The organism is Collinsella sp. AF02-46-1 (assembly GCF_003465825.1).
Lineage (GTDB): Bacteria > Actinomycetota > Coriobacteriia > Coriobacteriales > Coriobacteriaceae > Collinsella.
On sequence record NZ_QSBV01000007.1, the window covers coordinates 53,849 to 75,855 of the forward strand.

Sequence of the window (22,007 nt, forward strand, 5' to 3'; positions counted from 1 at the left end):
ACTTTTCCCAGGTAGTATTAGGGGGTGTGGGCAACCATGCCCCTTTTTCGTTAAGTTTCAGAGCTGGTTTTCTCATTTCGTTTCCACTAAAGCGAATCAAGAATAGGGAAACAGCAGGTAGAAAGGATAGGACAGACATATGGCGGAGTTTATCTACCAGATGTATCAGGCTCGCAAGGCCCATGGCGACAAGGTAATCCTTGACGACGTGACCCTGAGCTTCTACCCCGGTGCCAAGATCGGCGTTGTGGGTCCCAACGGCATGGGCAAGTCGACCCTGCTCAAGATCATGGCCGGTATCGAGGAAGTCTCCAACGGCGATGCCAGGCTTACCCCCGGCTACACCGTGGGCATCCTGCAGCAGGAGCCGCCGCTCGATGACGACAAGACCGTCATCGAGAACGTGCGCATGGCGTTTGGCGATATGATTGCCAAGGTCGATCGCTTCAACAAGATCGGCGAGGAGATGTGCGACCCGGATTGCGATATGGACGCCCTCATGGCCGAGATGGGCAAGCTCCAGGACGAGATCGACGCCGCCGACGGCTGGGATATCGATTCCAAGCTCGGTCAGGCCATGGACGCCCTGCAGCTGCCCGATTCCGACATGCCGGTCAACGTGCTTTCCGGCGGCGAGCGCCGTCGCGTGGCCCTGTGCAAGCTGCTACTCGAGGCTCCCGACCTGCTGCTGCTCGACGAGCCCACGAACCACCTGGACGCTGAGTCGATCCTGTGGCTCGAGCACTTCCTGCATAACTACCAGGGCGCGGTGCTTGCCGTCACACACGATCGCTACTTCCTGGATAACGTTGCCGAGTGGATCTGCGAGGTCGACCGCGGTCACCTTTATCCCTACAAGGGCAATTACTCCACGTATCTGGAGACCAAGGCCGCGCGTATCGAGGCCCAGGGCAACCGTGACGCCAAGCTCGCCAAGCGCATGGAGGCCGAGCTCGAGTGGGTACGCAGCTCGCCCAAGGCTCGCCAGGCCAAGAACAAGGCCCGTCTGGCTCGCTACGAGGAGATGGAGGCCGAGGCCCGCGCAAGCCAGAAGCTCGACTGGACCGACATCCGCATCCCTGTGGGCCCGCGTCTGGGCAACAAGGTGCTCGAGGCCCATCACCTGCACAAGGAGTTCGATGGCCGCGTGCTCATCGATGACCTTTCGTTCACCCTGCCGCGCAACGGCATTGTGGGCGTTATCGGCCCCAACGGTGTCGGTAAGACCACGCTCTTCAAGACCATCGTGGGTTTGGAGCCGCTGACTTCGGGCGAGCTCGAGGTGGGCGAGACCGTCAAGATTTCTTACGTCGACCAGAACCGTTCCGGCATCGACCCCGATAAGAACCTATGGGAGGTCGTCTCGGACGGCCTGGACCACATGATGGTCGGCGAGACCGAGGTTCCGAGCCGTGCTTATGTGGCGAGCTTTGGCTTTAAGGGCCAGGACCAGCAGAAGCGCGCTGGCGTACTCTCCGGTGGCGAGCGCAACCGTCTGAACCTGGCGCTCACGCTCAAGCAGGGCGGCAACCTGCTGCTCCTCGACGAGCCTACGAACGACCTCGACGTCGAGACGCTGTCCTCGCTCGAAGCGGCGCTGCTCGAGTTCCCGGGCTGCTCGGTGGTCATTAGCCACGACCGTATGTTCCTAGACCGCGTTGCCACGCACATCCTGGCGTGGGAGGGCACCGACGAGAACCCGGGCAACTGGTATTGGTTCGAGGGCAACTTCGAGGCCTATCAGGCCAACCGCATCGAGCGCCTGGGCGAGGACGCAGCCCAGCCGCATCGTATCCACCGTAAGCTGACGCGCGACTAGATCGTTACGCGGTTTTCCAAACCGCGTAACTGCTCGACGCTGCGCGGGTCGCAAGCACCCCATCTTGCCGTTCAAGCCGTCGCTCGCGTACCGAAGTACGCGTCGCTCCTCTTTCACGGCAACCTGGGGCACTTGCGGCCCGCTCGCTGTTGGTTACGCAACATCAACAAATAAAAACGGCTCAAATCCTGATTTGGATTTGAGCCGTTTGTCGTTACTGCTCGGGTTCTTCGACTTTATCGATGGCCCAGGTGGATCCGAGGCCACCGGTGGTGTTGCGGCGGACGCGCACGGTAACTTCGTGGCGCTCGCCGGCCTGCGTGTAGCGCAGGGGGAAGCTTGCGCGGTTTCGCGCGGCCTCGATGGTACCGCGCTCGCGGGCGATCCAGTAGTACTCGCCGACGATGCCGAGGGTGTCGGCGCCGTAGGGGAGATAGGTCGACAGCTGGTGTAGCAACGGACCGGGGCAGAAGACCTCGGTTGCGAAATCGACGGGGAAGTCCTCGGGGATGGCGGGCGCTACGGGTGCGAGGGCCGGTACCATCGTCGGTGCGAAGGCCTGCTCATTGACGGGCGTCACCTCGATGACGGGCGCGGGTTCGGCGCCGAGTACTGATTCGGTGTCCGCTTTCGGCATCGCCGCGGAATCTGCGGGCTCGACGATGGCAGGTGCGTCTGCGGTCGCGGTGTCGAACTCGACTTGCGGAGCGCTCTGATTCTCGATGCTCGGCTTTGTCTCGACCGGCGTGGATGCCATGGTGGTGATGCCGGCGTTTGCGTTCTCGGGGTCATAGACGACCGTGAGCGAGATGGCGGGCTGCGGTGCCTCGGGCTCCGGCGTCGACTCGGTAGCGTCTTGATCTGCGGGCTCGTCGGACTGATCGTCCTCGGCCTTGTCACCAAAGACATCGCTGTTTTGGAATGCAGACGTCTCGGGCTGGTCAGCGGCTTCTTCGGTTGTCGACTTGGGAGCTTCGTTGAGCTCCGCAGTGGTTTCCTGCTCAGATATGACTTCGGGATCGTTCGTGGCGGTGATTTCGGTTTCTGCTGTTACCTCAATAGCGACTTCGATCTCTGCCTCGGGCTCGGGCTCCGGCACGGCTTCAACCATGGTTTCTGGCTTGGGATGTTTAACGTGCTTGGGACGCACGGCCTTGAGGTCCTTCTCGCCGCGCTTTTTCTTTTTGTAGGACTGCTTGGCTCCCTTGGCTGCCTTGGGCTTGTCCTCGCCCTTGGCAAGGGCGGCATCCCAAGCCTCGTTGGCGATGACGGTGGCATGCAGGCGACCGCCCTTAAAGACGGTCAGCTTAATGCAGTCGTCGAGCTCCTCGAGCAGCTCACGCGTGGACTCAAAGCCCAGGTCATAAGCGGTCATGTCGCCGGCGGCGAGCGCCTCCTCGACCTGTGTCATAAACGTTTGCTTGCCGCACCCAATCGCGTCGCGCAGCAGGCGATACAGATAGATGTGGTTGCCCAGCGAAAGCGTGGGCCTAACTATTGTCTTGCTCATGGCAAATCTCCTCTTTACACATGTAAAGCATCTTACCATCGCATAGCGTTCGCCATGGCGGCGCCCAAGGCAAACGGGCGCGAACCGCTTTCGATTCGCGCCCGTTGTACAGGTCGGTTATCTATGAGAGGCAAATGTGCTTAGTTGCCCGATGCCGTGCCTTGGCTCGAGTTGTCAGATGCCGTGCCGGACGCGGTTCCGCTCGAGCTGTTCGAGCTGTTGGTGTTGCTGCTGTCTGCTGTGCCCGTTCCCGAAGCGGTGTCGCTCGTCTGGCCGCCCGTGCTCGGCTGCGAACCGTCAGTCGTTTGGCTTGAGTCGGTCGTGCCGGACGGCGCGCCACTGTTGGCCGTAGAGGAATCGGTGCCCTGCGATTGGCTTTGGGTGTTCGAGGACGAATCGGCTGAGGTAGAACTGTCTTGCGTGCCGTCCGCCTGTGCCTGCTGATCTTGCGACTGGGTGTTGCCATTTGCATCGCTCTCGGTCGTGCGCGACGAAAGGATTGGCTCGGGGCGCTCGCCCAGACCCTCACCGGCGGTGGTAATAAGGATGGCGCCGGTACAGGCGATGACCGCGACGATGGCGATGGCGATCGAGAAGACGATGACCTTCTTTTGCGTCTGGCTGCGCTCTGCCGCCGCCTTGGCGCGCAGACTGTTAGGGGCGACGCGCGCCGTGGTCGCGCGTCCCGCAACCTGGCGCATTTCCTGCGTGGTCGCGGCGCCACCTAGGTGCTCCTCGACATCGGGTTCAACGGGCTCGTAGGCGCCGGCAGGGTAGTCGACAGCGGCATGCGTGCCCTTGATTGCTTCGGCGCTGGCAGAGATAAAGTGGCGGTAGACCTGCGAGGACACAACGGTGATGACCGAGCTCACGGCGGCGCCAATTACTGAACCAGCGATACCAATCTTGGAGGCAAGCGCGACGCTCGTGGCGGCAGCTGCGGCGCCGGCGATGATCTGGGGAATGGAAATGTCGTCAAACAGGCCCTTTTTGGGTGCGATGGCCATGGTCTGTCCGATGGAATGGTTCTCGTGCACGCCGTTGTTGAGCGATGCCGGCGTCATGACGCGCGTGCGCGGCGCGTCGGTATATTCAGTCGTCATACGGGGTCCTTCCGGTTCGTTTAGTGCTGCGACAGGTTGTTCAGCCCTCAGGGTACCCAGTCGGTGTGAACCGGAGATGGATTCGCCCGCAACACCATCAACTCACCAAAGCGCGAAATTTCTTCTCAGGCTGATCGAATGAAGACGGGGCGAATCGTTCGGATGTCGAAAGGAAGGTTGACCGGATTTGAAATCCCGTGGAATAATCGGGCTCGCGGCGCTGTTGCTTGCGCCGGGTAGGGAGCGTCATGAAAATCCTTAAGCGGATCAACAACAATACGGTTATCTGCGTAAACGCCAAGGGCCGTGAACTCGTGGCAATTGGCCGCGGTATCGGGTTTCCCAATGGCCCCGATGAGGTCACACTCGATAAGATCGAGCGAACCTTCTACGGTGTCGACTCGCGCTACCTAGCGCTGCTCGACGAGATCGATCCTCAGGTGATGGAGTTCTCCGCCCAGATTGCCGATATCGCTCGCTCCAACATCTCGCGCGAGCTCTCGGCAAACCTTCCCTTTACCATGGCTGACCATATCGCCTTTGCCATCAAACGCTGCCGCGAGCATATGTTTGTGCAGATGCCGCTCTCCTATGATGTGCAGCAGATGTACCCCATTGAGTACAAGATCGCCAAGTTCGCGATCGAGGGCATCAATCGCGGCTTCAACGTCAAGATGCCGCGGGGGGAGGCGAGCGGTATCGCGCTCTGTATCGTCAACAGCGTGGTCGCCTCGTCTTCAAAGGCCAAATCCAATACGGTGCGTAAGGACGAGGTGATGCTCGAGAGCTTCACCAAGATTATCGAATCCGAGCTGGGGGTTTGCGTGGACCGCGACGGCTTTGACTTTTGCCGTTATGCCACGCACGTGCGCTACCTGTTAGAACGCGTGCAGACAGGAGAGCCCCTCAACACGGAGAACGGCGCGCTTTACGGACCGCTCTGCGAGCAGCATCCCGACGTGGCCGTGTGCGTCGACCGCATGGCCGCGCTTATCGAAGAGCGCTTTGACGCCGGGCTCGCCGATGAAGAGAAGGTCTACCTGATGCTCCACGTCAATCGCGTCTGCGCGGGATCTAGGTCCTAATCGACCGCTCGCCGCTGAAGTTTGACCGTTGGCCGGTTTCGACTTTCGTAAAAGCAACTGTTGGATGTAGTTTCATAGTCACATAAGGTGTTATTCGAGAAGAGCCTCGAAGCATGACGTAGACAGTTCCCTGTCCGCTTTGTGCTTTGGGGCTCTTCTGTTTTTGTCTTCTTCTTGCTTTTCTCGATTTGCCTCGTGTCAGGCCTGCCGTAATCGGTTCTTCGCGTGTGCGCAAACGGGAAGACAGAAAAGCAAGGGAGTTCAGCTATGACTGACAATAAGAAAATCGCCGCGGACGTGCTCGAGGCCGTCGGTGGCAAGGAGAACGTGACGTTTGTTGCGCACTGTATGACGCGCCTGCGTTTTAACCTCAAAGATATCGATGCCCCCGATATCAAAGAAGTGAAGAAGATTGGCGGTGTGTTGGGTGCTCAAATCTCCGGAGGGCAGTTCCAGGTAATCGTGGGCCAAAACGTGCCCAAGGTTTATGACGAGCTCTGCAAGATCGGCGGCTTTGCCAAGCAGGACGCCATCGACGAGAACCTTGATGCTCCTAAGCAGAAGCTCACACCTAAGGTTATTGGCAATAACATCCTCAACTACCTGTCAAGCTCCATGGTGCCTATGATCCCCGTCCTAATGTGTGCTGGCCTGTTCAAGACCGTAGCGGTGGTGCTGGGACCTACGATGGCGGGCGTGCTGTCCGACACAAGCGACCTTTATGTTCTGATGAACATGGTTTATGACGCAGCGTTCTATTTTATCCCCATCTACCTTGGCTATAATGCGGCTAAGAACATTGGCGTAACGCCTGTCCTCGGTGCCTTTATGGGCGGCATTCTTATCGACCCGACCATGATTCAGCTTGCGACCGATGGAGCTCAGTTCTCCGTTTATGGCATTCCCTGCGTCGCCGCAAACTACACAAAGACGGTCCTTCCCATTCTTCTGTCCGTGTGGGCGATGAGTTATATCGAGCGCTTCTTCCGCAAATATGTGCCAGATACCCTTTCAACGGTTTTCGCGCCTTTCCTTACCATGGTCGTCGCTGTTCCTGTGTCTCTCTGCGCTCTCGCCCCTGTTGGTTCATGGGCCGGTAATGCCCTCGCCGCCGGTTTTGAGTTCCTTGGTACTTCCGGTGGTATCGCCGCCATTCTCGGAGGAGGTATTCTGGCGGGTCTTTGGTGCCCAATGATTATTACCGGCATGCATGTGGCGGTTGCGATGATTGCCATCGCTAACTATATGACTGTGGGAACCGACAGCTTTGTTTTGGTTGCGACGGGCGTTAGCCTTTGGGCGACCTTCGGCTGCGAGGTGGCGACCTGGCTCAAGCTGTGCGATAAAGACGAGAAGAGCATGGCATTCGGCTATTTGGTCGCAAACATTGTCGGAGGCGTCGGCGAGCCTTTCATCTACGGCATGATGCTGCGCTATCGCCGCGTGTTTGTCTGGAAGATTATCGGATCCTTTGTTGCCGGTGCGCTTGCAATCGCTCTCGGAGCCACGGTTTATACTGCCGGCGCGGCATCTAACTTCTTGGAGTTCCTCGCGTTTGCGGGCGGCGGGACCCAGAATCTCATCAACTTTGGAATCGCTGCTGGTGCAGGCTTCCTTGTGAGCGCCTTGGGCACGTATTTCCTGGGCTTTACGGCGGATGAGCTCGAGAATGGTCCCGTTTCCGAGCGTTAAGTTTTCTACGGCCTGCGTGTGGCAGGACGCATTGGAAGGGCGTCCATGACGCCCTTCTCTTTTTGTATTTCTATTTCCGATGTTTGGGCGGCGTGTGCCGCGAAGAGTTGGAGTTGGAATGAACATAGAGTTTGGAATCTCGAAGATTGACGTAACACCCCAGTCTCCTTGCCGCATGGGCGGCTACAACAGAAAAGGTGCCTGGACGGATGTTCTTGATCCTATTGAGGTCAACGCTAGCGCTGTCTGTGTTGATCTTGTCCCGTTTATTCTTATCGAGCTCGATTCAATAATGGTGTCGAAAGATTTTTCCCTTTCGGTCAAGAACGCCGTATCGTCAAAAACGGGCATCGATTCGAGCAATATCGTCGTCGCATGCATTCATACCCATTCTGCACCATGCTATTTTAAGCTTGCCTACGAGGACACGTTACCTGAAACCGAATTGACGAGTGATTTGATTGGCTTGGCTACCGAGGCGGCGGTATCTGCATGGGCGTCCAGGTCGAAGGCGACCGTATCGATGGAGATGTTAGGCATCGAGGGACTGTACGGGAATCGAAATGTTCAGGGCGGTCCGGCCGATAAACAGGTAAGTATTTTCTCGTTTGAGGACGCTCAAGGTGGTCGCCCAATTGGAAAAATGCTGTTCATGTCCGCTCATCCTACCATCCTTAATGGGAAAAGCGCCGTCCTCTCTGCTGATTTGATTGGGCATGTCAGGCAGCGTTTGGAGAGGAAATATGGCTGTCCTGTACTTTGCGTCAACGGAACGTGCGGGGATGTGTCGACGCGTTTCTATCGGCAAGGGGAGGGAGTTGCCGAACTCGAGCGTACGGCTAACGAACTTTGCGCTCAAATTGAATCCAAGCGTGAGCGCGCGGCACTCAGAGTTGATACTCCGCGTTGGGGCTCTATCAGCATGAAGAGTGTCTACGATGCAAAAACAGATCCGGATTGGATCGAGATGACCAATCGGATAGAGGCTATGGATGCGAGCCCGATGCGAGACTTTCTCCTTAAGCGGCAACAGCTTAAGCTCTCGATGGGGAAAATCGAGCTTGAGCTTCCGAGCCAGTTTGCGGTAATTGGTAACTGCATTTTTATCACGATGCCATGCGATACGTGTAGCACATTAGGCTTGGATTTTAAGAGGGCGTTTAGCCAATACAACGTCTTTGTTATCGGCTATGCGAACACGTACTGCAACTACCTTGTGCCTCAGGAAGACTACGGCAAGTATTTTGAAACCTACAACTCGCGAACGCCGCGCGGGGTTGCCGATGCGTTCGTTGCGCGAATCATTCAGGCGGTCGGTGCCGCGCTATAGCAGGCGCTATAGACCATCGTGGTAGATGAACCGGTCAGGATTATACGGAGCATGTATTGTGTCAATCATTGAACCTCTCATCCAACAAGTCCTTATCATGTTTTTGCTCATGGGAATGGGCTACGCTCTAAACCGCTTGGGCATATTGAGCGAGCAGGCTGCAATAGAATTCGGAAAGTTGCTCATCAACCTTGTGATTCCCGCAATCATTCTCAAATCATTTTGGATCGAGTATTCGTTTCAGAGGATGTATGAGTTGGGAATGACCTTAATGCTGTCGGCGGCGATGTTGTTGCTCGCTTGCGTTGTTGCCCGCCTGTTGTTCAGGGGCCGTCCCATCGACATTTTTGCTGCGGCATTCTCGAATGCTGGATTTGTGGGAATACCCCTTGTTGAAGCGGCGCTTGGAAAAGATGCCGTGTTTTTCATCACGTGCATGATCGCTCTTCTCAATGCCATGCAATGGACATACGGGCAGTATCTGCTGTCGGGGTCTAAAAAATGTATGAGTCCTAAAGCGATCCTGACAAGTCCAATGGTCATGGCTTTATTGGGCGGTTTCTTGATTTTTATCCTTCGTGTCCCAACGGTCCCTCTGGCACAGTCAGTGCTTTCGTATATCTCGGGGCTCAACACTCCGCTAGCAATGATGACTCTCGGTATCTATCTTGCTCAGTCTGATTTGATGGCGCTCCTGAGGGCGAAAAGCTTGTTTGCCGTCTCATCGGTCAGGCTGCTTGTTATTCCGATTCTTTCGCTCCTGTTCCTATGTCTCTTTCCATGTGATAGGTCAATTAAGATGGCGCTGCTGATTGCGGCTGCGACCCCCACCGGCGCGAATGTAGCCATCTTTGCCCAGCAGCATAATAAGGACTATCGATATGCATGTGGAACAGTCTGTGTTACCACCCTTCTGTCTATGTTCACTATGCCAGCGATAGTGTCCTTGTCTCAGCTAGTGTTCTAGGCGCTATGCCATGCACCTGCGGATGAACGCTTCGTGGCGGTCGATTATGGCCGGGGCCCAACAATCCGGACCGCCGTCGATCGTGCTGGCAACAGATGCCATCAACTCATCAAGGGGGCTTGCTATCATTGGTGCACTAGCTTGATGCTAAACTGAATTAATGATTGCGAGGTGGTTTACGTGATGTACCCGTATATGACATTCGAAGATGGTACCGAGGTCATTCATTCTGACCTGATCACAGATGGCGATATCGAAAAGGTCATCGTGCATTTTGAACGACCGACGGCAGAGGGTTTCGACTCCGCTCGTTGCGAGCTGCCTTCTTACAATTGGACCATGTGGGAGGGGCGTTTTACCGACGAGGAGAAGCGAGGTTTTGAGACTTTTCTGGGCAATAACGCCCATCTGCTGTATCGCTACGCCGCAAACGGAGGAGCTAAAGTTGCCTAGCCTTTTTCTTATTGGCGGCTATCGGGTCTTCTTTTGGTCCAATGAAGCGGGCGAGCCAATCCATGTCCATGTTTGCAAGGGGGCGCCTTCAGATAACTCGGCCAAAATCTGGCTGACTCGAAGAGGTGGCTGCATTGTCGCTAATAACAAAGCGAAGATCCCCCGGAGCACGCTTGATGACCTCTGTGAAATCATCGCCGCTCAGCATGAATTGATTTGCTCTAAATGGAAGGCATTTTTCCTTGTGGACGAGATCTCGTTCTACTGCTAAACGTCATCCCGGCTTCTCTTTTCCAATTTTAATCATGAGCTTGTCCCATCTGTGCTGATTGAACTTGACAGTACAATGGAGGCGGACTATATCGCCGCCGCTCGTTGCGGCTAACGGATGTGCTGGAGCTCGCATGAACGATTTTCTAAACGGTCAAGTTGATAACGACGGTTTTTTGCGCCTGGCAGCGGCCTCGCCCAAGATTCGCGTGGCCGATGTTGAGGGCAATGCCGAGGTTGCGCTGGCGGCTGTTCGCGAGGCTACCGAGCGCGGCGTTCGTGCGCTCGTGCTGCCCGAGCTTAACCTGACTGGTTATACCGCGGCTGATCTGTTCCATAACCGCACATTACTGCATGCCTGCGAGACCGCACTTGTGCACATCCTCGATGAAACCCGTGAGTTGCCGGTCGTCTTTACCATCGGTCTTCCCGTTGCAGTTGCCGAGAATATCTACAACTGCGCCGCCGTGTGCTGCGCGGGCGAGCTTTTGGGCCTCACGGCCAAGAAGTATTTGCCCAACTATGGCGAGTTCTATGAGCGCCGTTGGTTTGCTCCGGCGCCTGCGGATCCCGTGTGGGTTGAATTTGCCGGTCAGGGTCCGGTCCCGCTGGGTTCGGGGCTTGTCTACCGTTGCTGTGATGAAGGCGCCGAGGACCTGGTGCTGGGCGTTGAGGTCTGTGAGGACCTGTGGGTGCCGGCACCCCCTTCGACCGAGATGGCGCTTGCCGGTACGACGGTGATTCTCAACCCGTCGGCCTCGGATGAGATTATCGGTAAGGCAGACTACCGCCGCAGCCTTATCTCCAATCAGAGTGCGCGCCTGTACTGCGCCTATGTCTACGCCGATGCGAGCGAGGGTGAGTCAACGACCGACATGGTCTTTGCGGGGGAGAACCTCGTCTACGAAAACGGCTCCAAGCTCGCCGCGACCAAACTGCTTACCTGCGACATGGCCATCGCCGACGTCGATCTTGACCGCCTGGTTGCCGAGCGCCGTCGCTCGACGACGTGGACGCGCGCGGACGATGCGCCGGAGGCCACGACCGTTGATTTTTCGTTTGAGGGCGTGCTTGCGAAGGATCCTGTTCTGCGCGATGCGCTCGGCATCGACCGTGTCTTCCCCCGCGCGCCCTTTGTGCCGGCCGACCATGGCGACCTGGCCGAGCGCTGCGAGACCATCCTCGACCTGCAGACCGCCGGCCTCAAGACCCGCCTGGCCCATACGGGCACCAAGGCGGCCGTCATCGGTCTTTCGGGCGGCCTTGATTCTACACTGGCACTGCTCGTGACGGTGCGTGCCTTCGATGCACTGGGGCTGCCGCGCACGGGTATCACGGCGGTCTCCATGCCCGGCTTTGGCACGACGCATCGCACTAAGTCCAACGCCGAGTCGCTCGCGCGCGACCTGGGCGTGAGCTTCCGCGAGGTTTCGATCCACGCGGCTGTGGAGCAGCACTTCAAGGACATTGAGCACGATCCGGCCGTGCAGGACGTGACCTACGAGAACAGCCAGGCCCGCGAGCGTACGCAGATTCTGATGGATCTGGCCAACCAGGCTGGCGGTTTTGTCATCGGCACGGGCGACCTGTCGGAGTTGGCACTCGGCTGGGCTACCTATAACGGCGACCACATGAGCATGTACGCCGTCAACGCGAGCGTGCCCAAGACGCTTGTGCGCCATCTGGTGCGCTATGCGGCCGATGTCTTTGGCGGGCGTATTGCCGAGGTTTTGCTCGATATCCTCGATACGCCGGTGTCCCCCGAGCTCCTGCCGCCTACGGGCGACGGCGAGATTGCGCAGAAGACTGAGGACCTGGTGGGCCCGTACGAGCTGCACGACTACTTCCTCTACTACTTGCTGCGTTTTGGCTTTGAGCCGGGCAAGATCTACCGCATGGCGCTCAAGAGTTTCGAGGGTGTCTACGACGCCAAGACCGTCCACACGTGGCTGCGTACGTTCTATCGTCGCTTCTTTGCCCAGCAGTTTAAGCGCAGCTGCCTGCCCGATGGCCCCAAGGTTGGTTCGGTGACGCTCAGCCCGCGCGGCGATTGGCGTATGCCGAGTGACGCCAGCTCGCGTCTGTGGCTTGCGCAGATCGACGCGCTCAATCCAGTTGACTAAGGTTGGCTAAATTGAACCAATACGGGGGTTGCAAGCGTTACACTTTTGCAATCTGATGGCCCGTATCGCGCGGCGCTCTTGTCGGAGCGCCGCTTTTTTATATCGGAAGGTGGCACCATGCAGGCATCGCAGCGTCTCGACCGCTTTGGCGCGGAGGTCTTCGCCTCGCTCAACAACAAACTGCTTGCGCTGAAGGCTCAGGGCAAGACCATTTACAACATGAGCGTGGGCACGCCCGACTTTAAGCCGTACGACCACGTGGTCGAGGCGCTCACGCAAGCGGCCCAGGACCCCGAGATGTGGAAGTATGCCCTGCGCGACCTGCCCGAACTCAAGCAAGCCGTGTGCGATTACTACGAGCGTCGCTTTGGCGTTTCGGGCATTACGCCGTCTATGGTGCAGTCGTGCAACGGCACGCAGGAGGGCGTTGGCCATTTGGGCCTTGCCCTGCTCGATCCGGGTGACACCATTCTGGTTCCCGATCCGTGCTACCCGGTCTTTGAGGCAGGTGCCAAGATCGCCGATGCCAAGCTCGAGTACTATCCGCTGGTGGCGGAGCACAATTACCTGCCCTATGTGGCGGGTATCGATCCCGAGGTGGCCGATCGTGCCAAGTACATGATTGTGTCGCTGCCCGCCAACCCGGTGGGCTCGGTGGGCACGCCCGAGGTCTACGAGGAGATCATCGCTTTCGCCCGCGAGCACGACCTGCTCATCGTTCACGACAACGCATACTCCGATATCGTGTTCGACGGCGAGCCGGGCGGCAGCTTCTTGCAGTATCCCGGCGCGCTCGAGGTGGGCGTTGAGTTCTTCTCGCTCTCCAAGTCGTTTAACGTCACCGGTGCGCGTATCGGCTTTTTGGTCGGTCGCGAGGATGTGGTCTCGGCCTTTGCCAAGCTGCGCGGCCAGATCGACTTTGGTATGTTCTTCCCGATCCAGAAGGCTGCTATCGCCTGCCTGAACGGTCCGCGCGATGAGGTCGAGGCGCAGCGTCTGAAGTACCAGGAGCGCCGCGATGCCCTGTGCGACGGTCTTGAGGGCCTGGGCTGGGAGCGTCCCAACGCGCATGGCTCTATGTTTGTGTGGGCCAAGCTTCCCGGTGGTCGCACCGATTCCATGGCGTTTTGCGAGGAGCTCATGGAGGAGGCCGGCGTTGTGGTGACGCCGGGCGCGAGCTTTGGTCCTTCGGGCGAGGGGCACGTGCGCATGGCGCTGGTCTTGCCGCCCGACCAGATTGCTTTGGCTGTCGAGGCCATCCGCGAGGCGGGTCTGTATTAGAAACCTGTTTCGACTCGTCAATAGCTCGAAACCGATTTCGTGCAGTTATTTTACGAATCCTGCAAACAATTTCGGTAAACGGTCGATTTTTGGCTGCGAATAGGAGCATAATCAAAGTCCCGATTGGATGTATTGGGATTACGACAAGCCGCTCGGGTCGTTCCCGGGTGGCTTGTTTGTGGAGAGAGATGGGAGTTTCTAATGGTTAACGAGAAGAAAGTCGCTATTGTCGGTTGCGGTTTCGTCGGTTCGTCTTCGGCGTTCGCGCTGATGCAGAGTGGTCTGTTCTCCGAGATGGTCCTCATCGACGTGGACAAGAACCGCGCCGAGGGTGAGGCCTTGGATATCGCGCACGGCATGACGTTTGCCGAGCCGATGAAGATCTACGCCGGCGATTATTCCGATGTCGCCGACGCCGCCATGATCGTCGTCACCGCTGGCGCTGCCCAGAAGCCCGGTGAGACCCGCCTGGACCTGGTCAACAAGAATGTCAGAATCTTTAAGTCCATTATCCCCGAGATTAAGAAGTCCGGCTTCGATGGCATTCTGCTCATCGTCTCCAACCCGGTCGATGTTCTGACCTACGCCGCCATCAAGATGTCCGGCCTGCCCGAGGGCCACGTCATCGGTTCCGGCACCGTGCTCGACACTGGCCGTCTGCAGCAGATGCTTGGTGCTCATGTCGAGGTTGACCCGCGCGATGTCCAGGCTTATGTCATGGGTGAGCACGGTGATTCCGAGTTTGTCGCTTGGTCCAGCGCTCAGGTTGCCGGCGTTCCGCTGAACACCTTCTGCGAGCTTCACGGCCACCTGGAGCACGAGGCCGCCGAGAAGCGTATCGCCGAGGACGTCAAGAACTCCGCCTACACCATCATCGAGAAGAAGCACGCTACCTACTACGGCGTCGCCATGGCTGTCAAGCGCATCTGCACTGCCGTCATGCGTGACGAGCAGACCGTGTTGCCGGTCTCTTCGCTCATGGTGGGCGAGTATGGCCTGTCCGATCTGGCCATCTCCATGCCGACGGTCGTTGGTCGCGACGGCGTTGTCTGCCGCGTTCCCGTGCCGCTGAACGATGGCGAGCAGCATGAGCTCACCGCCTCTGCAAAGGCTCTCAAGGACATCATCGACAGCGTCGATTTCTCCTGCTAAATCAAGCTCGCTCGAGCGAAAAGCTACAATGAAGGCGTTCGGGTCCACACGGCCCGGGCGCCTTTTTGGTGCAAAGTAACCTGACCCCAATGCACCATCCCAATGCACCCTAGTTGATGGGAGGGCCATGTCGGATTCACCTAATTTTTTGACCTATGCCCAGACGGCGTTTGATTCGTTTGAGGAGCGGTCGTTCTGCGCGGTGGATAGCCTGGTCTTTGCGTGGTTGTCCTATTTGCGTTTGCCGGGTGATATGGCGGAGCTGACGAACTGGCAGGGCCTAGACGTGCGCGAGCTGCTGCGTGCCGAGTGCTACCGGGACATGATTGACGACTTGTGGGACCCGGAGGGGAGCAGGGCCTTGTTGGAGGCCGTGGCAGCAAGTCCTCGTTACCGTGGCGTGCACGTTTGCGGCTATCGTGCTGTGAGCGATATGGTGACGACAGAGCAGTTTGCAGCCATGGCGTTCCGGTTTCCGTCGGGGTTTGGTTATCTTTCCTTCCGGGGGACCGACAGCACGATCGTGGGCTGGAAAGAGGATTTTAACATGGCGTTCCGGTGCCCTGTGCCGGCCCAGGAATCCGCAGCGCGCTATGTAGACGAGGCGGCGGATGCGATTGACGGGCCACTTTTGTGCGGAGGTCATTCCAAGGGTGGAAACCTTGCGGTGTACGGTGCGGCGATGTGCTCCGATGTCGCCCGTGAGCGAATCGAACGGGCGTATTCCCATGATGGTCCGGGCTTCGTCGAGGAGTTTCTGAGCGGAGACGCTTTTGCGAGTCTTTCCGGTCGTATCGATAAAACCCTGCCCCAGTCGTCGATCTTCGGCATGATGTTCGAGACGCAGGAAGACTACGCTATCGTCGAAAGCACCGAGTTCAGCCTGCTGCAGCACAATCCCTTTAGCTGGGTAGTTAGCGGCTGCGACTTTGTGTATTGCGAACGCCTGTCTGCTGGCGCGCGATATGTTGACGGTTCCATTCGCGAGATGCTGCTTGCGGTGTCACCTGGCGAGCGCGAGCGTTTTGTAGATGCGTTGTTCTCCGTGTTTGAGGCTACGGGTGCTGAGCGGTTTGCGGATATCGCTGGGAATCTGCGCGAGAGCCTGCCCGTGATGCTCCAGGCTGCGCAAGGCTTTGGCAAGGATACGCGACGCCTTGTCTCGCAGACCATCGTGGCAATCCTTAAATGCGCGCTGTTGCCCAAACGACCCCAGATCGACATGCCCGCTGCCGGCAAGAGTTGGGCAGAACAGCTCGAGGCTTGGCAGTCCGAACTCCTGCGCTAGCCATTGGTGCAAAGCAACCTGTCCCCGATGTACCAATCTTCGATGCGCCTGGGGCGGGCTCGACCGCTATACTGGTTCGTGCCGAAATCGATCTAGAACGGAACGCCGTATATGAAAATCAATCACGCGATTCTGCATATCCTGGACTTTGACTCTGCCGTCAACGTCATGAGTCAGCGCGAGCTCGATATCGAGAGCCGTACCGTGCGCAACTTCGTGACCACGCATCTGCGCCGCGCCCGCACTTCGGCCGACAACAAGCGCGCCACGTTTGCCGAGAACTCCGCATTCGGCGGCGAGCTCAAGGGCTATTTCTTTGGCGAGCGCGAGTTTGTAGACCTGTCGCAGCAGATTGCGGAGTTTATCTCCTCCGAGCTCACCAAAGCCGAGAAAGCCGAGTCTACCGACGTGCTCGTGGCCGATTTTGACGACGATGAGGATGCCCGCTGGTTTGCCGTGATGCTGCTGGGCTCCAAGCAGGCTTTTATGCACGAAGTGGGCCGCGAGGAGGGGGAGGTGCGCAACGATATCGCGCGCCACTACGCCATTCTGCCGAACCCCTCGCAAAAGGTGCCGAGCTATGCCATCGTGCGCGCGAGCACTATGGAGATCGGCTACGTGGACAAGAAGCGCAAGATTGCCGGCGAGGATCGCATGCTCATTCCCGACGGCCTGCTGCAGTGCGACACCGGTGTATCGGGCAAGGAGGTCATCGACACGGTGACGCGCGTGGTCGAGGAAGTCGCCGAGGAGCACGGCGTCAATACGGCCGTGGCGCTCGCCAAGGTTAAGGCCGCCGTCGCCGAGAAGGTTGAGGATGACGAGGAACTGCCGCCGTGGGACATCGTCGATGAGGTCTTTGAGGACGAGCCGGTCATCAAGGAGAGTGTGCGTGCGGCGCTGACCGAGGAGAAGGTGCCCGAGCGCGTGCCCGTGGAGCGCAGGCAGGTTGAGCGTGCGGCGGTGCGCAATCATAAGATCCGCACCGATACGGGTATCGAGATCAGTTTCCCGGCCGAGATGGGTTCGAACTCCGAGTACATCGAGTTCGTCAACGAGCCCAACGGCCTCATCTCCATCGAGCTCAAAAACATCGGCAGCATCGAGAATCGATAGGGCTTTTTACTTTTGAATAAAAGTCTGGACTATATTTTGAAGTATACTTTGAAATATAGTCCAGATTATTTTTTGGAGGTCAAAATGTCCCCACTTGTTCTGGAAAAACCGGTGTTTACAAAAGACCAGGTTGTTTCTGCTACCGAAGCAAGCAAGTCTTTGTCCGCCATTCGTAAACGCGCAAAACGCGCACCACAGTTCATTGCCGATCATAACGATATCGATACCGTGATTATCGACTATGCCGCCTATGAGGAAATGTACGGCGCGCTGCAGTATCTGCACGAACTTGAGATAAATCGCATCGCTGCGGATCGAGTCAAGCATGGTCCGCATGAATTTGTTTCGTTTGAGGACGCCCTAACTACCGAGGAGCTCGCGGAGTTTGAATCGATGGATCCGGACGCGATCCCCGATGAGGTTCTTTTCGAATGAGTGGGCATTTTGTCGTCGGCTTTTTGAATCGAGACGTCGAGAAGGAATATCAAAAACTAGATGGATCTCAGCGAAGACTTGTCCGTATTGCAGTCGCGAAATTAAAGACGCGCGCTGATGAAATTGGAACGCCGCTTCACGGCGAGCTTGCCGGCTGCAAAAAGATCAAATGGCGCAATGCAGGACTCCGAATGGTTTTTCGAATCCGGGAGGACGGAACGGTTGAGATTGCCGAGATTGTGGCAATAGGGCGGCGGGATCGTTCCGAGGTCTATAAGACGGCCGCGGAGCGTATGTCAATACAACCTGCCATGGTTGAATACGACGGAACCCTGAGATGAAGAAGGCCGAAGTCCTTTGGGGCTTCGGCCTTCTTTCTTGGGGCTGAATTGCACCACAGGTTGAGCATACGTCAGCGAAAACGCCCCAGAGCGAGCAAGGTGACGTGAAAGAGGAGGGCATTGACCTTTTGGTCATGCCCGACGATTGAACGTCAGATTGCCGCTCTGGGGCGTTTGCAGCGTCGACTAGTTACGCGGTTTAGTAAAACCGCGTAACTCTACAGCTGGCGCAGGCCCTCTTCCAGGCCGGTCTTGCTGTCGGTCTGGGCATCGCGCATCTTGATGACGCGGGCGGGAACACCGGCCACGACGGCACCGGCGGGGACGTCCTCGACGCACACGGCGCCGGCGGCAACGACGGCGCCCTTGCCCACGCGCACGCCCTCCAGGACCACGGCGTTGGCGCCGATCATGACATCATCCTCGATGATAACGGGCGTGGCGCTCGCGGGCTCAACGACGCCTGCCAGTACGGTGCCGGCGCCGATGTGGCAGTTCTTGCCCACGGTTGCGCGGCCGCCCAGGACGGCGCCCATATCAATCATAGAGCCCTCGCCAATAACGGAGCCGATGTTGATGATGGCGCCCATCATGATGACGGCGCGGTCGCCGATCTCGACGCGGTCGCGGATGATCGCGCCCGGCTCGATGCGGGCGTTGATGCCCTTAAGGTCGAGCATGGGGACGGCGGAGTTGCGGCAGTCATTCTCCACGTCGTAGTAGTCGATGGAGTCGGCACTGGCATCGAGGATGGCCTTGAGCTCATCCCAGTCGCCAAAGACGGTCTTGCCGCGACGACCGCCGTAGACATGTGCATTGCCCCACTGGACCTTCATGCCCGGCTTCTCGCGCACGTACAGCTTGACGGGCGTCTTTTTGGGCGCTGTGGCGATGTAATTGATAATCTCCTGTGCATCCATCTCGGCTGCGTTACTCATATGCTGTTTCTCCTTTGCATGGGTACGGTAGATACCTGGTTAGGCGAACATGACCTGGTCGAAGGTGTAGAAGCCAGGGTCGCGGATGACGAGCTTTTGAGCGGCGGCCAGAGCGCCGTTGACAAAGATTTGGCGACTCGTGGCACGATGGGTAAGCGTAACCTCCTCGTCCTGGCCAAAGAAGCTCACCTCGTGCACGCCGGCGACGGTGCCGCCGCGCAGCGAGTGCATACCGATTTCCTTGGGGTCGCGCGCGCCGCACATGCCCTCGCGGCCATAGACGGGGTGGTAGCCCGCCTCGGGCTCAGCTTCGACGATGGCGTCGAGCAGTAGCTTGGCAGTGCCGCTCGGGGCGTCAACCTTTTGGTTGTGGTGCGTCTCGACGATTTCGCAGTCAAAGCCGGGCAGCTCGCGTGTGGCCTGTGCTACCAGATGACGCAGGGCTGCGATACCGATGGAGTAATTGCCGGAGTGCATGACGCGGGCGTTCTGACCTAGCTCGCGCAGGCGATCCATCTGCTCGGGTGTGTAGCCCGTGGTGCCCGAGACCAACGCGGCGCCCGTGCGCTCGACATAGGCGACGACGGCACCGAAGGTCGCAACGTTCGAGAAGTCGATGATGACGTCGGCTGCCGGGGTGCTCTCGAGCTCGGACAGATCAAAACCGATCTGGGCGACGATATCAAAAACGGGCTGACCGGCGGCGTCGACAACGCCCTCGGCGGTGGGTCGGATGAGCGAGCCCATGCGGCCCGTTCCCATGATGACGGTCTTAATCAAGCAGACCAGCTCCCTTCAGAGCATCGGTAAGTGCAGCGCGCGTGTCGTTGGCCATGGGGCATAGCGGCATGCGGTAGTTTGCTTCGATCACACCCATCTGAGCGAGCGCTTCTTTAACGGGGATGGGGTTGACCTCACTAAAGAGGGCGTTGATGAGCGGCTGGCCGGCAATTTGGATGTCGCGGGCACGTGCCACATTACCGTCCAGATAGGCACGGCACATGTCATGCACGAGCTGCGGCTGAACGTCGGCCCACACGCTGATGGTGCCCGAGGCGCCCAGGCTCATGAGCGGCACGGTGAGCGCGTCCTCGCCCGAGTACATGCGGAAGTCGTCGGACAGCAGGTGGGCAATCTTGGCCGCATAGGCGACGTTGCCCGAGGCTTCCTTAATACCCATGATGTTGGGGTGTGCGGCCAAGCGCTCTACATTGCGCTCGCTGATGCTGCAGCCGCAGCGGCCGGGGATGTTGTACAGGATGCAGGGGATGTCCACGGCGTCGGCGACGGTCTTAAAGTGCCGATAGATACCCTCTTCATTGGACTTGTTGTAGTAGGGGGTAATGAGCAGCAGGCCGTCGGCTCCCAGGCCCTGGTAGGTGAGCGACTTGGTGAGCATCGTCTGCGTGGAGTTAGAGCCCGAGCCGGCAATGACGGGGACGCGGCCTGCAACTTGCTTGACCACGGCGGCGACAACGGAGTTGTCCTCGTCATCGGTCATCGTGGCGCTCTCGCCGGTGGTGCCCAGGGTGAGAATGGCGTCGGTGCCATTCTGCAGGTGGAAATCGACCAGGCGCTCGAGCGCGTCGAAGTCGACGCTGCCGTCCTTTTTAAACGGCGTAACCAGGGCGACGATCGAGCCCTCGAGGTTGCGGACATCCATATTCTTCTCCTTCGCTTCTGCGATCTGGATGCGTTTGTTCCATTGGGCGGCGACGGCCAAGCGTTCGTCCTGGGCGCGACGACGGGCGCTTTCGGCGCGTGACTTTGCCAGCAGCTCGCGGCCGCACGGCAGCACGTCGAGCGTGGCAAAATAATCGCCCGGGCGCTCGGCGCGACGAATGAGATCTGCCGAGCCGTCGGGGCGCAGCAATACCTCGGCGGAGCGCAGACGGCCGTTGTAGTTGTAGCCCATGGAGTAGCCATGCGCGCCGGTATCGTGGATCACGAGCACATCACCCATGTCGATCTGCGGCAGCTCGCGGTCGATGGCGAACTTATCGTTGTTCTCGCACAGATTACCCGTGATGTCGTAGGTGTCCGTAACGGGCGCTGTGGTCTTGTCGGCGCCACCCGGCTGGCCCATCACCGTGATGTGGTGGTAGGCACCATACATGGCAGGGCGGATCAGGTCGACGGCGCTTGCGTCGACACCGATATAGTCCTTGTAGATCTGCTTCTCGTGGATGGCCTTGGTGACCAGGCAGCCGTAGGGCCCCATCATAAAGCGGCCCATCTCGGTGCAGATGGCCACATCGCCCATGCCGGCAGGAACCAGGATCTCGTCGTATGCCGCGTGTACGCCTTCGCCGATGGCGTGAATGTCGTTGGCCTGCTGCTCGGGCAGATAGGGGATACCGACGCCGCCGGACAGATTGATGAAGGCGACATGTGCGCCGGTCTCGCGCTCCAGGCGCACGGCAAGCTCAAAGAGGATGCGCGCGAGCTTGGGGTAGTAGTCGTTGGTGACGGTGTTGCTGGCAAGGAATGCGTGGATGCCAAAGTTTTCGGCGCCCTTGGCCTTGAGCATGCGGAAGGCCTCGAAGAGCTGCTCGGTGGTCATGCCGTATTTGGAGTCGCCGGGGTTATCCATGATGCCGTTGGAGAGCTGGAACAAGCCGCCCGGATTAAAGCGGCAGCTGACCGTCTTGGGGATGGGGCCTGCAACGCGCTCAAAGAACTCAATGTGGCTGATGTCATCAAAGTTGACGATGGCGCCCAGCTTGTCGGCGAGCTCAAAGTCCGCTGCCGGCGTGTCGTTGGACGAGAACATGATGTCGTGTCCCGTGATGCCCAGCGAGCGGGCGATCATGAGCTCGGTATAGCTCGAGCAATCGCAGCCGCAGCCGTATTCGTTGAGAATGGAGATGAGCGCCGGGTTGGGATTGGCCTTGACGGCAAAGTATTCCTTAAAGCCCGGGTTCCATGCAAAGGCGTCGCGCACTTCTTGCATGTTGCGGCGGATGCCCGCCTCGTCGTATAGATGAAACGGCGTAGGGAACTGCTCGACGATATGCTCGAGCGTCTCCTTGTCCACAAACGGCCGCTTGGCCGCATATGCCTCGTTGGGGGTCAATGCCATGTCCCGTAAACCTCGCTATCCA

At 58.4% G+C, this 22,007-nt stretch carries 19 protein-coding genes; 14 read left to right on the plus strand and 5 right to left on the minus strand.

All coding sequences use genetic code 11. The features are described 5' to 3' along the window. Positions 1 to 139 precede the first annotated feature (139 nt). Positions 140 to 1,819 (plus strand): energy-dependent translational throttle protein EttA, encoded by a 1,680-nt coding sequence (ettA, locus tag DWV20_RS04215; RefSeq protein WP_055251458.1) that lies wholly within the window; start codon positions 140 to 142, stop codon positions 1,817 to 1,819. Between the two features lie 214 nt (positions 1,820 to 2,033). Here the strand turns inward: ettA and DWV20_RS04220 are convergent, their stop codons facing one another. Together DWV20_RS04220 and DWV20_RS04225 are read right to left on the minus strand one after the other, a co-directional pair. Beyond that, entirely contained in the window at positions 2,034 to 3,329 is a 1,296-nt protein-coding gene (locus tag DWV20_RS04220; protein ID WP_118256444.1) for a hypothetical protein, read from the minus strand. A gap of 140 nt (positions 3,330 to 3,469) precedes the next feature. Beyond that, a complete protein-coding gene (locus tag DWV20_RS04225; protein WP_118237679.1) occupies positions 3,470 to 4,432 on the minus strand; it encodes a hypothetical protein in 963 nt (320 codons plus the stop codon). Between the two features lie 248 nt (positions 4,433 to 4,680). On the opposite strand from DWV20_RS04225, the gene DWV20_RS04230 reads away from it, so the two are divergent. From DWV20_RS04230 to DWV20_RS04290, 13 genes are all read left to right on the plus strand, one after another. Then, a complete protein-coding gene (locus DWV20_RS04230; RefSeq protein WP_117655301.1) occupies positions 4,681 to 5,517 on the plus strand; it encodes a PRD domain-containing protein in 837 nt (278 codons plus the stop codon). Between the two features lie 267 nt (positions 5,518 to 5,784). Then, a complete protein-coding gene (locus DWV20_RS04235) occupies positions 5,785 to 7,209 on the plus strand; it encodes a PTS transporter subunit EIIC (RefSeq protein ID WP_117635424.1) in 1,425 nt (474 codons plus the stop codon). Between the two features lie 118 nt (positions 7,210 to 7,327). Beyond that, positions 7,328 to 8,539 (plus strand): hypothetical protein, encoded by a 1,212-nt coding sequence (locus DWV20_RS04240; protein ID WP_117773912.1) that lies wholly within the window; start codon positions 7,328 to 7,330, stop codon positions 8,537 to 8,539. Between the two features lie 58 nt (positions 8,540 to 8,597). Further along, complete coding sequence (locus DWV20_RS04245) at positions 8,598 to 9,506, plus strand: AEC family transporter (protein ID WP_158550973.1); 909 nt, start codon at positions 8,598 to 8,600, stop codon at positions 9,504 to 9,506. Positions 9,507 to 9,689: 183 nt separating this feature from the next. Beyond that, complete coding sequence (locus tag DWV20_RS04250; protein ID WP_118205981.1) at positions 9,690 to 9,959, plus strand: hypothetical protein; 270 nt, start codon at positions 9,690 to 9,692, stop codon at positions 9,957 to 9,959. Then, a complete protein-coding gene (locus DWV20_RS04255; protein WP_117635420.1) occupies positions 9,952 to 10,230 on the plus strand; it encodes a DUF4160 domain-containing protein in 279 nt (92 codons plus the stop codon). The genes DWV20_RS04250 and DWV20_RS04255 overlap by 8 nt, the downstream gene beginning before the upstream one ends. Positions 10,231 to 10,363: 133 nt before the next feature. Further along, a complete protein-coding gene (locus DWV20_RS04260; RefSeq protein WP_118256445.1) occupies positions 10,364 to 12,352 on the plus strand; it encodes an NAD(+) synthase in 1,989 nt (662 codons plus the stop codon). A 117-nt stretch (positions 12,353 to 12,469) separates the two neighbouring features. Continuing rightward, complete coding sequence (locus DWV20_RS04265) at positions 12,470 to 13,633, plus strand: pyridoxal phosphate-dependent aminotransferase (RefSeq protein ID WP_118256446.1); 1,164 nt, start codon at positions 12,470 to 12,472, stop codon at positions 13,631 to 13,633. 201 nt (positions 13,634 to 13,834) lie between these two features. After that, positions 13,835 to 14,785 carry an L-lactate dehydrogenase gene (locus DWV20_RS04270; RefSeq protein ID WP_118256447.1) on the plus strand — a complete coding sequence of 317 codons (951 nt, stop codon included), beginning with the start codon at positions 13,835 to 13,837 and terminating at the stop codon, positions 14,783 to 14,785. A gap of 127 nt (positions 14,786 to 14,912) precedes the next feature. Beyond that, on the plus strand, positions 14,913 to 16,073 hold the full coding sequence (locus DWV20_RS04275) for an Mbeg1-like protein (protein ID WP_118256448.1): 1,161 nt from the start codon (positions 14,913 to 14,915) through the stop codon (positions 16,071 to 16,073). 111 nt (positions 16,074 to 16,184) lie between these two features. Further along, a complete protein-coding gene (locus DWV20_RS04280; protein WP_118256449.1) occupies positions 16,185 to 17,189 on the plus strand; it encodes a nucleoid-associated protein in 1,005 nt (334 codons plus the stop codon). 84 nt (positions 17,190 to 17,273) lie between these two features. Then, positions 17,274 to 17,624: a hypothetical protein gene (locus DWV20_RS04285; RefSeq protein ID WP_118256450.1), complete on the plus strand. Its 351-nt coding sequence runs from the start codon at positions 17,274 to 17,276 to the stop codon at positions 17,622 to 17,624. After that, complete coding sequence (locus DWV20_RS04290; RefSeq protein ID WP_118256451.1) at positions 17,621 to 17,965, plus strand: type II toxin-antitoxin system RelE/ParE family toxin; 345 nt, start codon at positions 17,621 to 17,623, stop codon at positions 17,963 to 17,965. The genes DWV20_RS04285 and DWV20_RS04290 overlap by 4 nt, the downstream gene beginning before the upstream one ends. A 218-nt stretch (positions 17,966 to 18,183) precedes the next feature. Here the strand turns inward: DWV20_RS04290 and dapD are convergent, their stop codons facing one another. The 3 genes from dapD to dapA are packed head-to-tail and all read right to left on the minus strand — an operon-like array spanning position 18,184 to position 21,985. After that, entirely contained in the window at positions 18,184 to 18,903 is a 720-nt protein-coding gene (gene dapD / locus DWV20_RS04295) for a 2,3,4,5-tetrahydropyridine-2,6-dicarboxylate N-acetyltransferase (protein ID WP_118256452.1), read from the minus strand. Between the two features lie 39 nt (positions 18,904 to 18,942). Continuing rightward, entirely contained in the window at positions 18,943 to 19,683 is a 741-nt protein-coding gene (gene dapB, locus DWV20_RS04300) for a 4-hydroxy-tetrahydrodipicolinate reductase (RefSeq protein ID WP_199581785.1), read from the minus strand. Then, the gene (gene dapA / locus DWV20_RS10050) at positions 19,676 to 21,985 is read right to left on the minus strand and encodes a 4-hydroxy-tetrahydrodipicolinate synthase (protein WP_118256453.1); all 2,310 of its coding nucleotides are present in this window, start codon (positions 21,983 to 21,985) and stop codon (positions 19,676 to 19,678) included. Before dapA ends, dapB begins: the two co-directional genes overlap by 8 nt. Between the last annotated feature and the right edge of the window lie 22 nt (positions 21,986 to 22,007).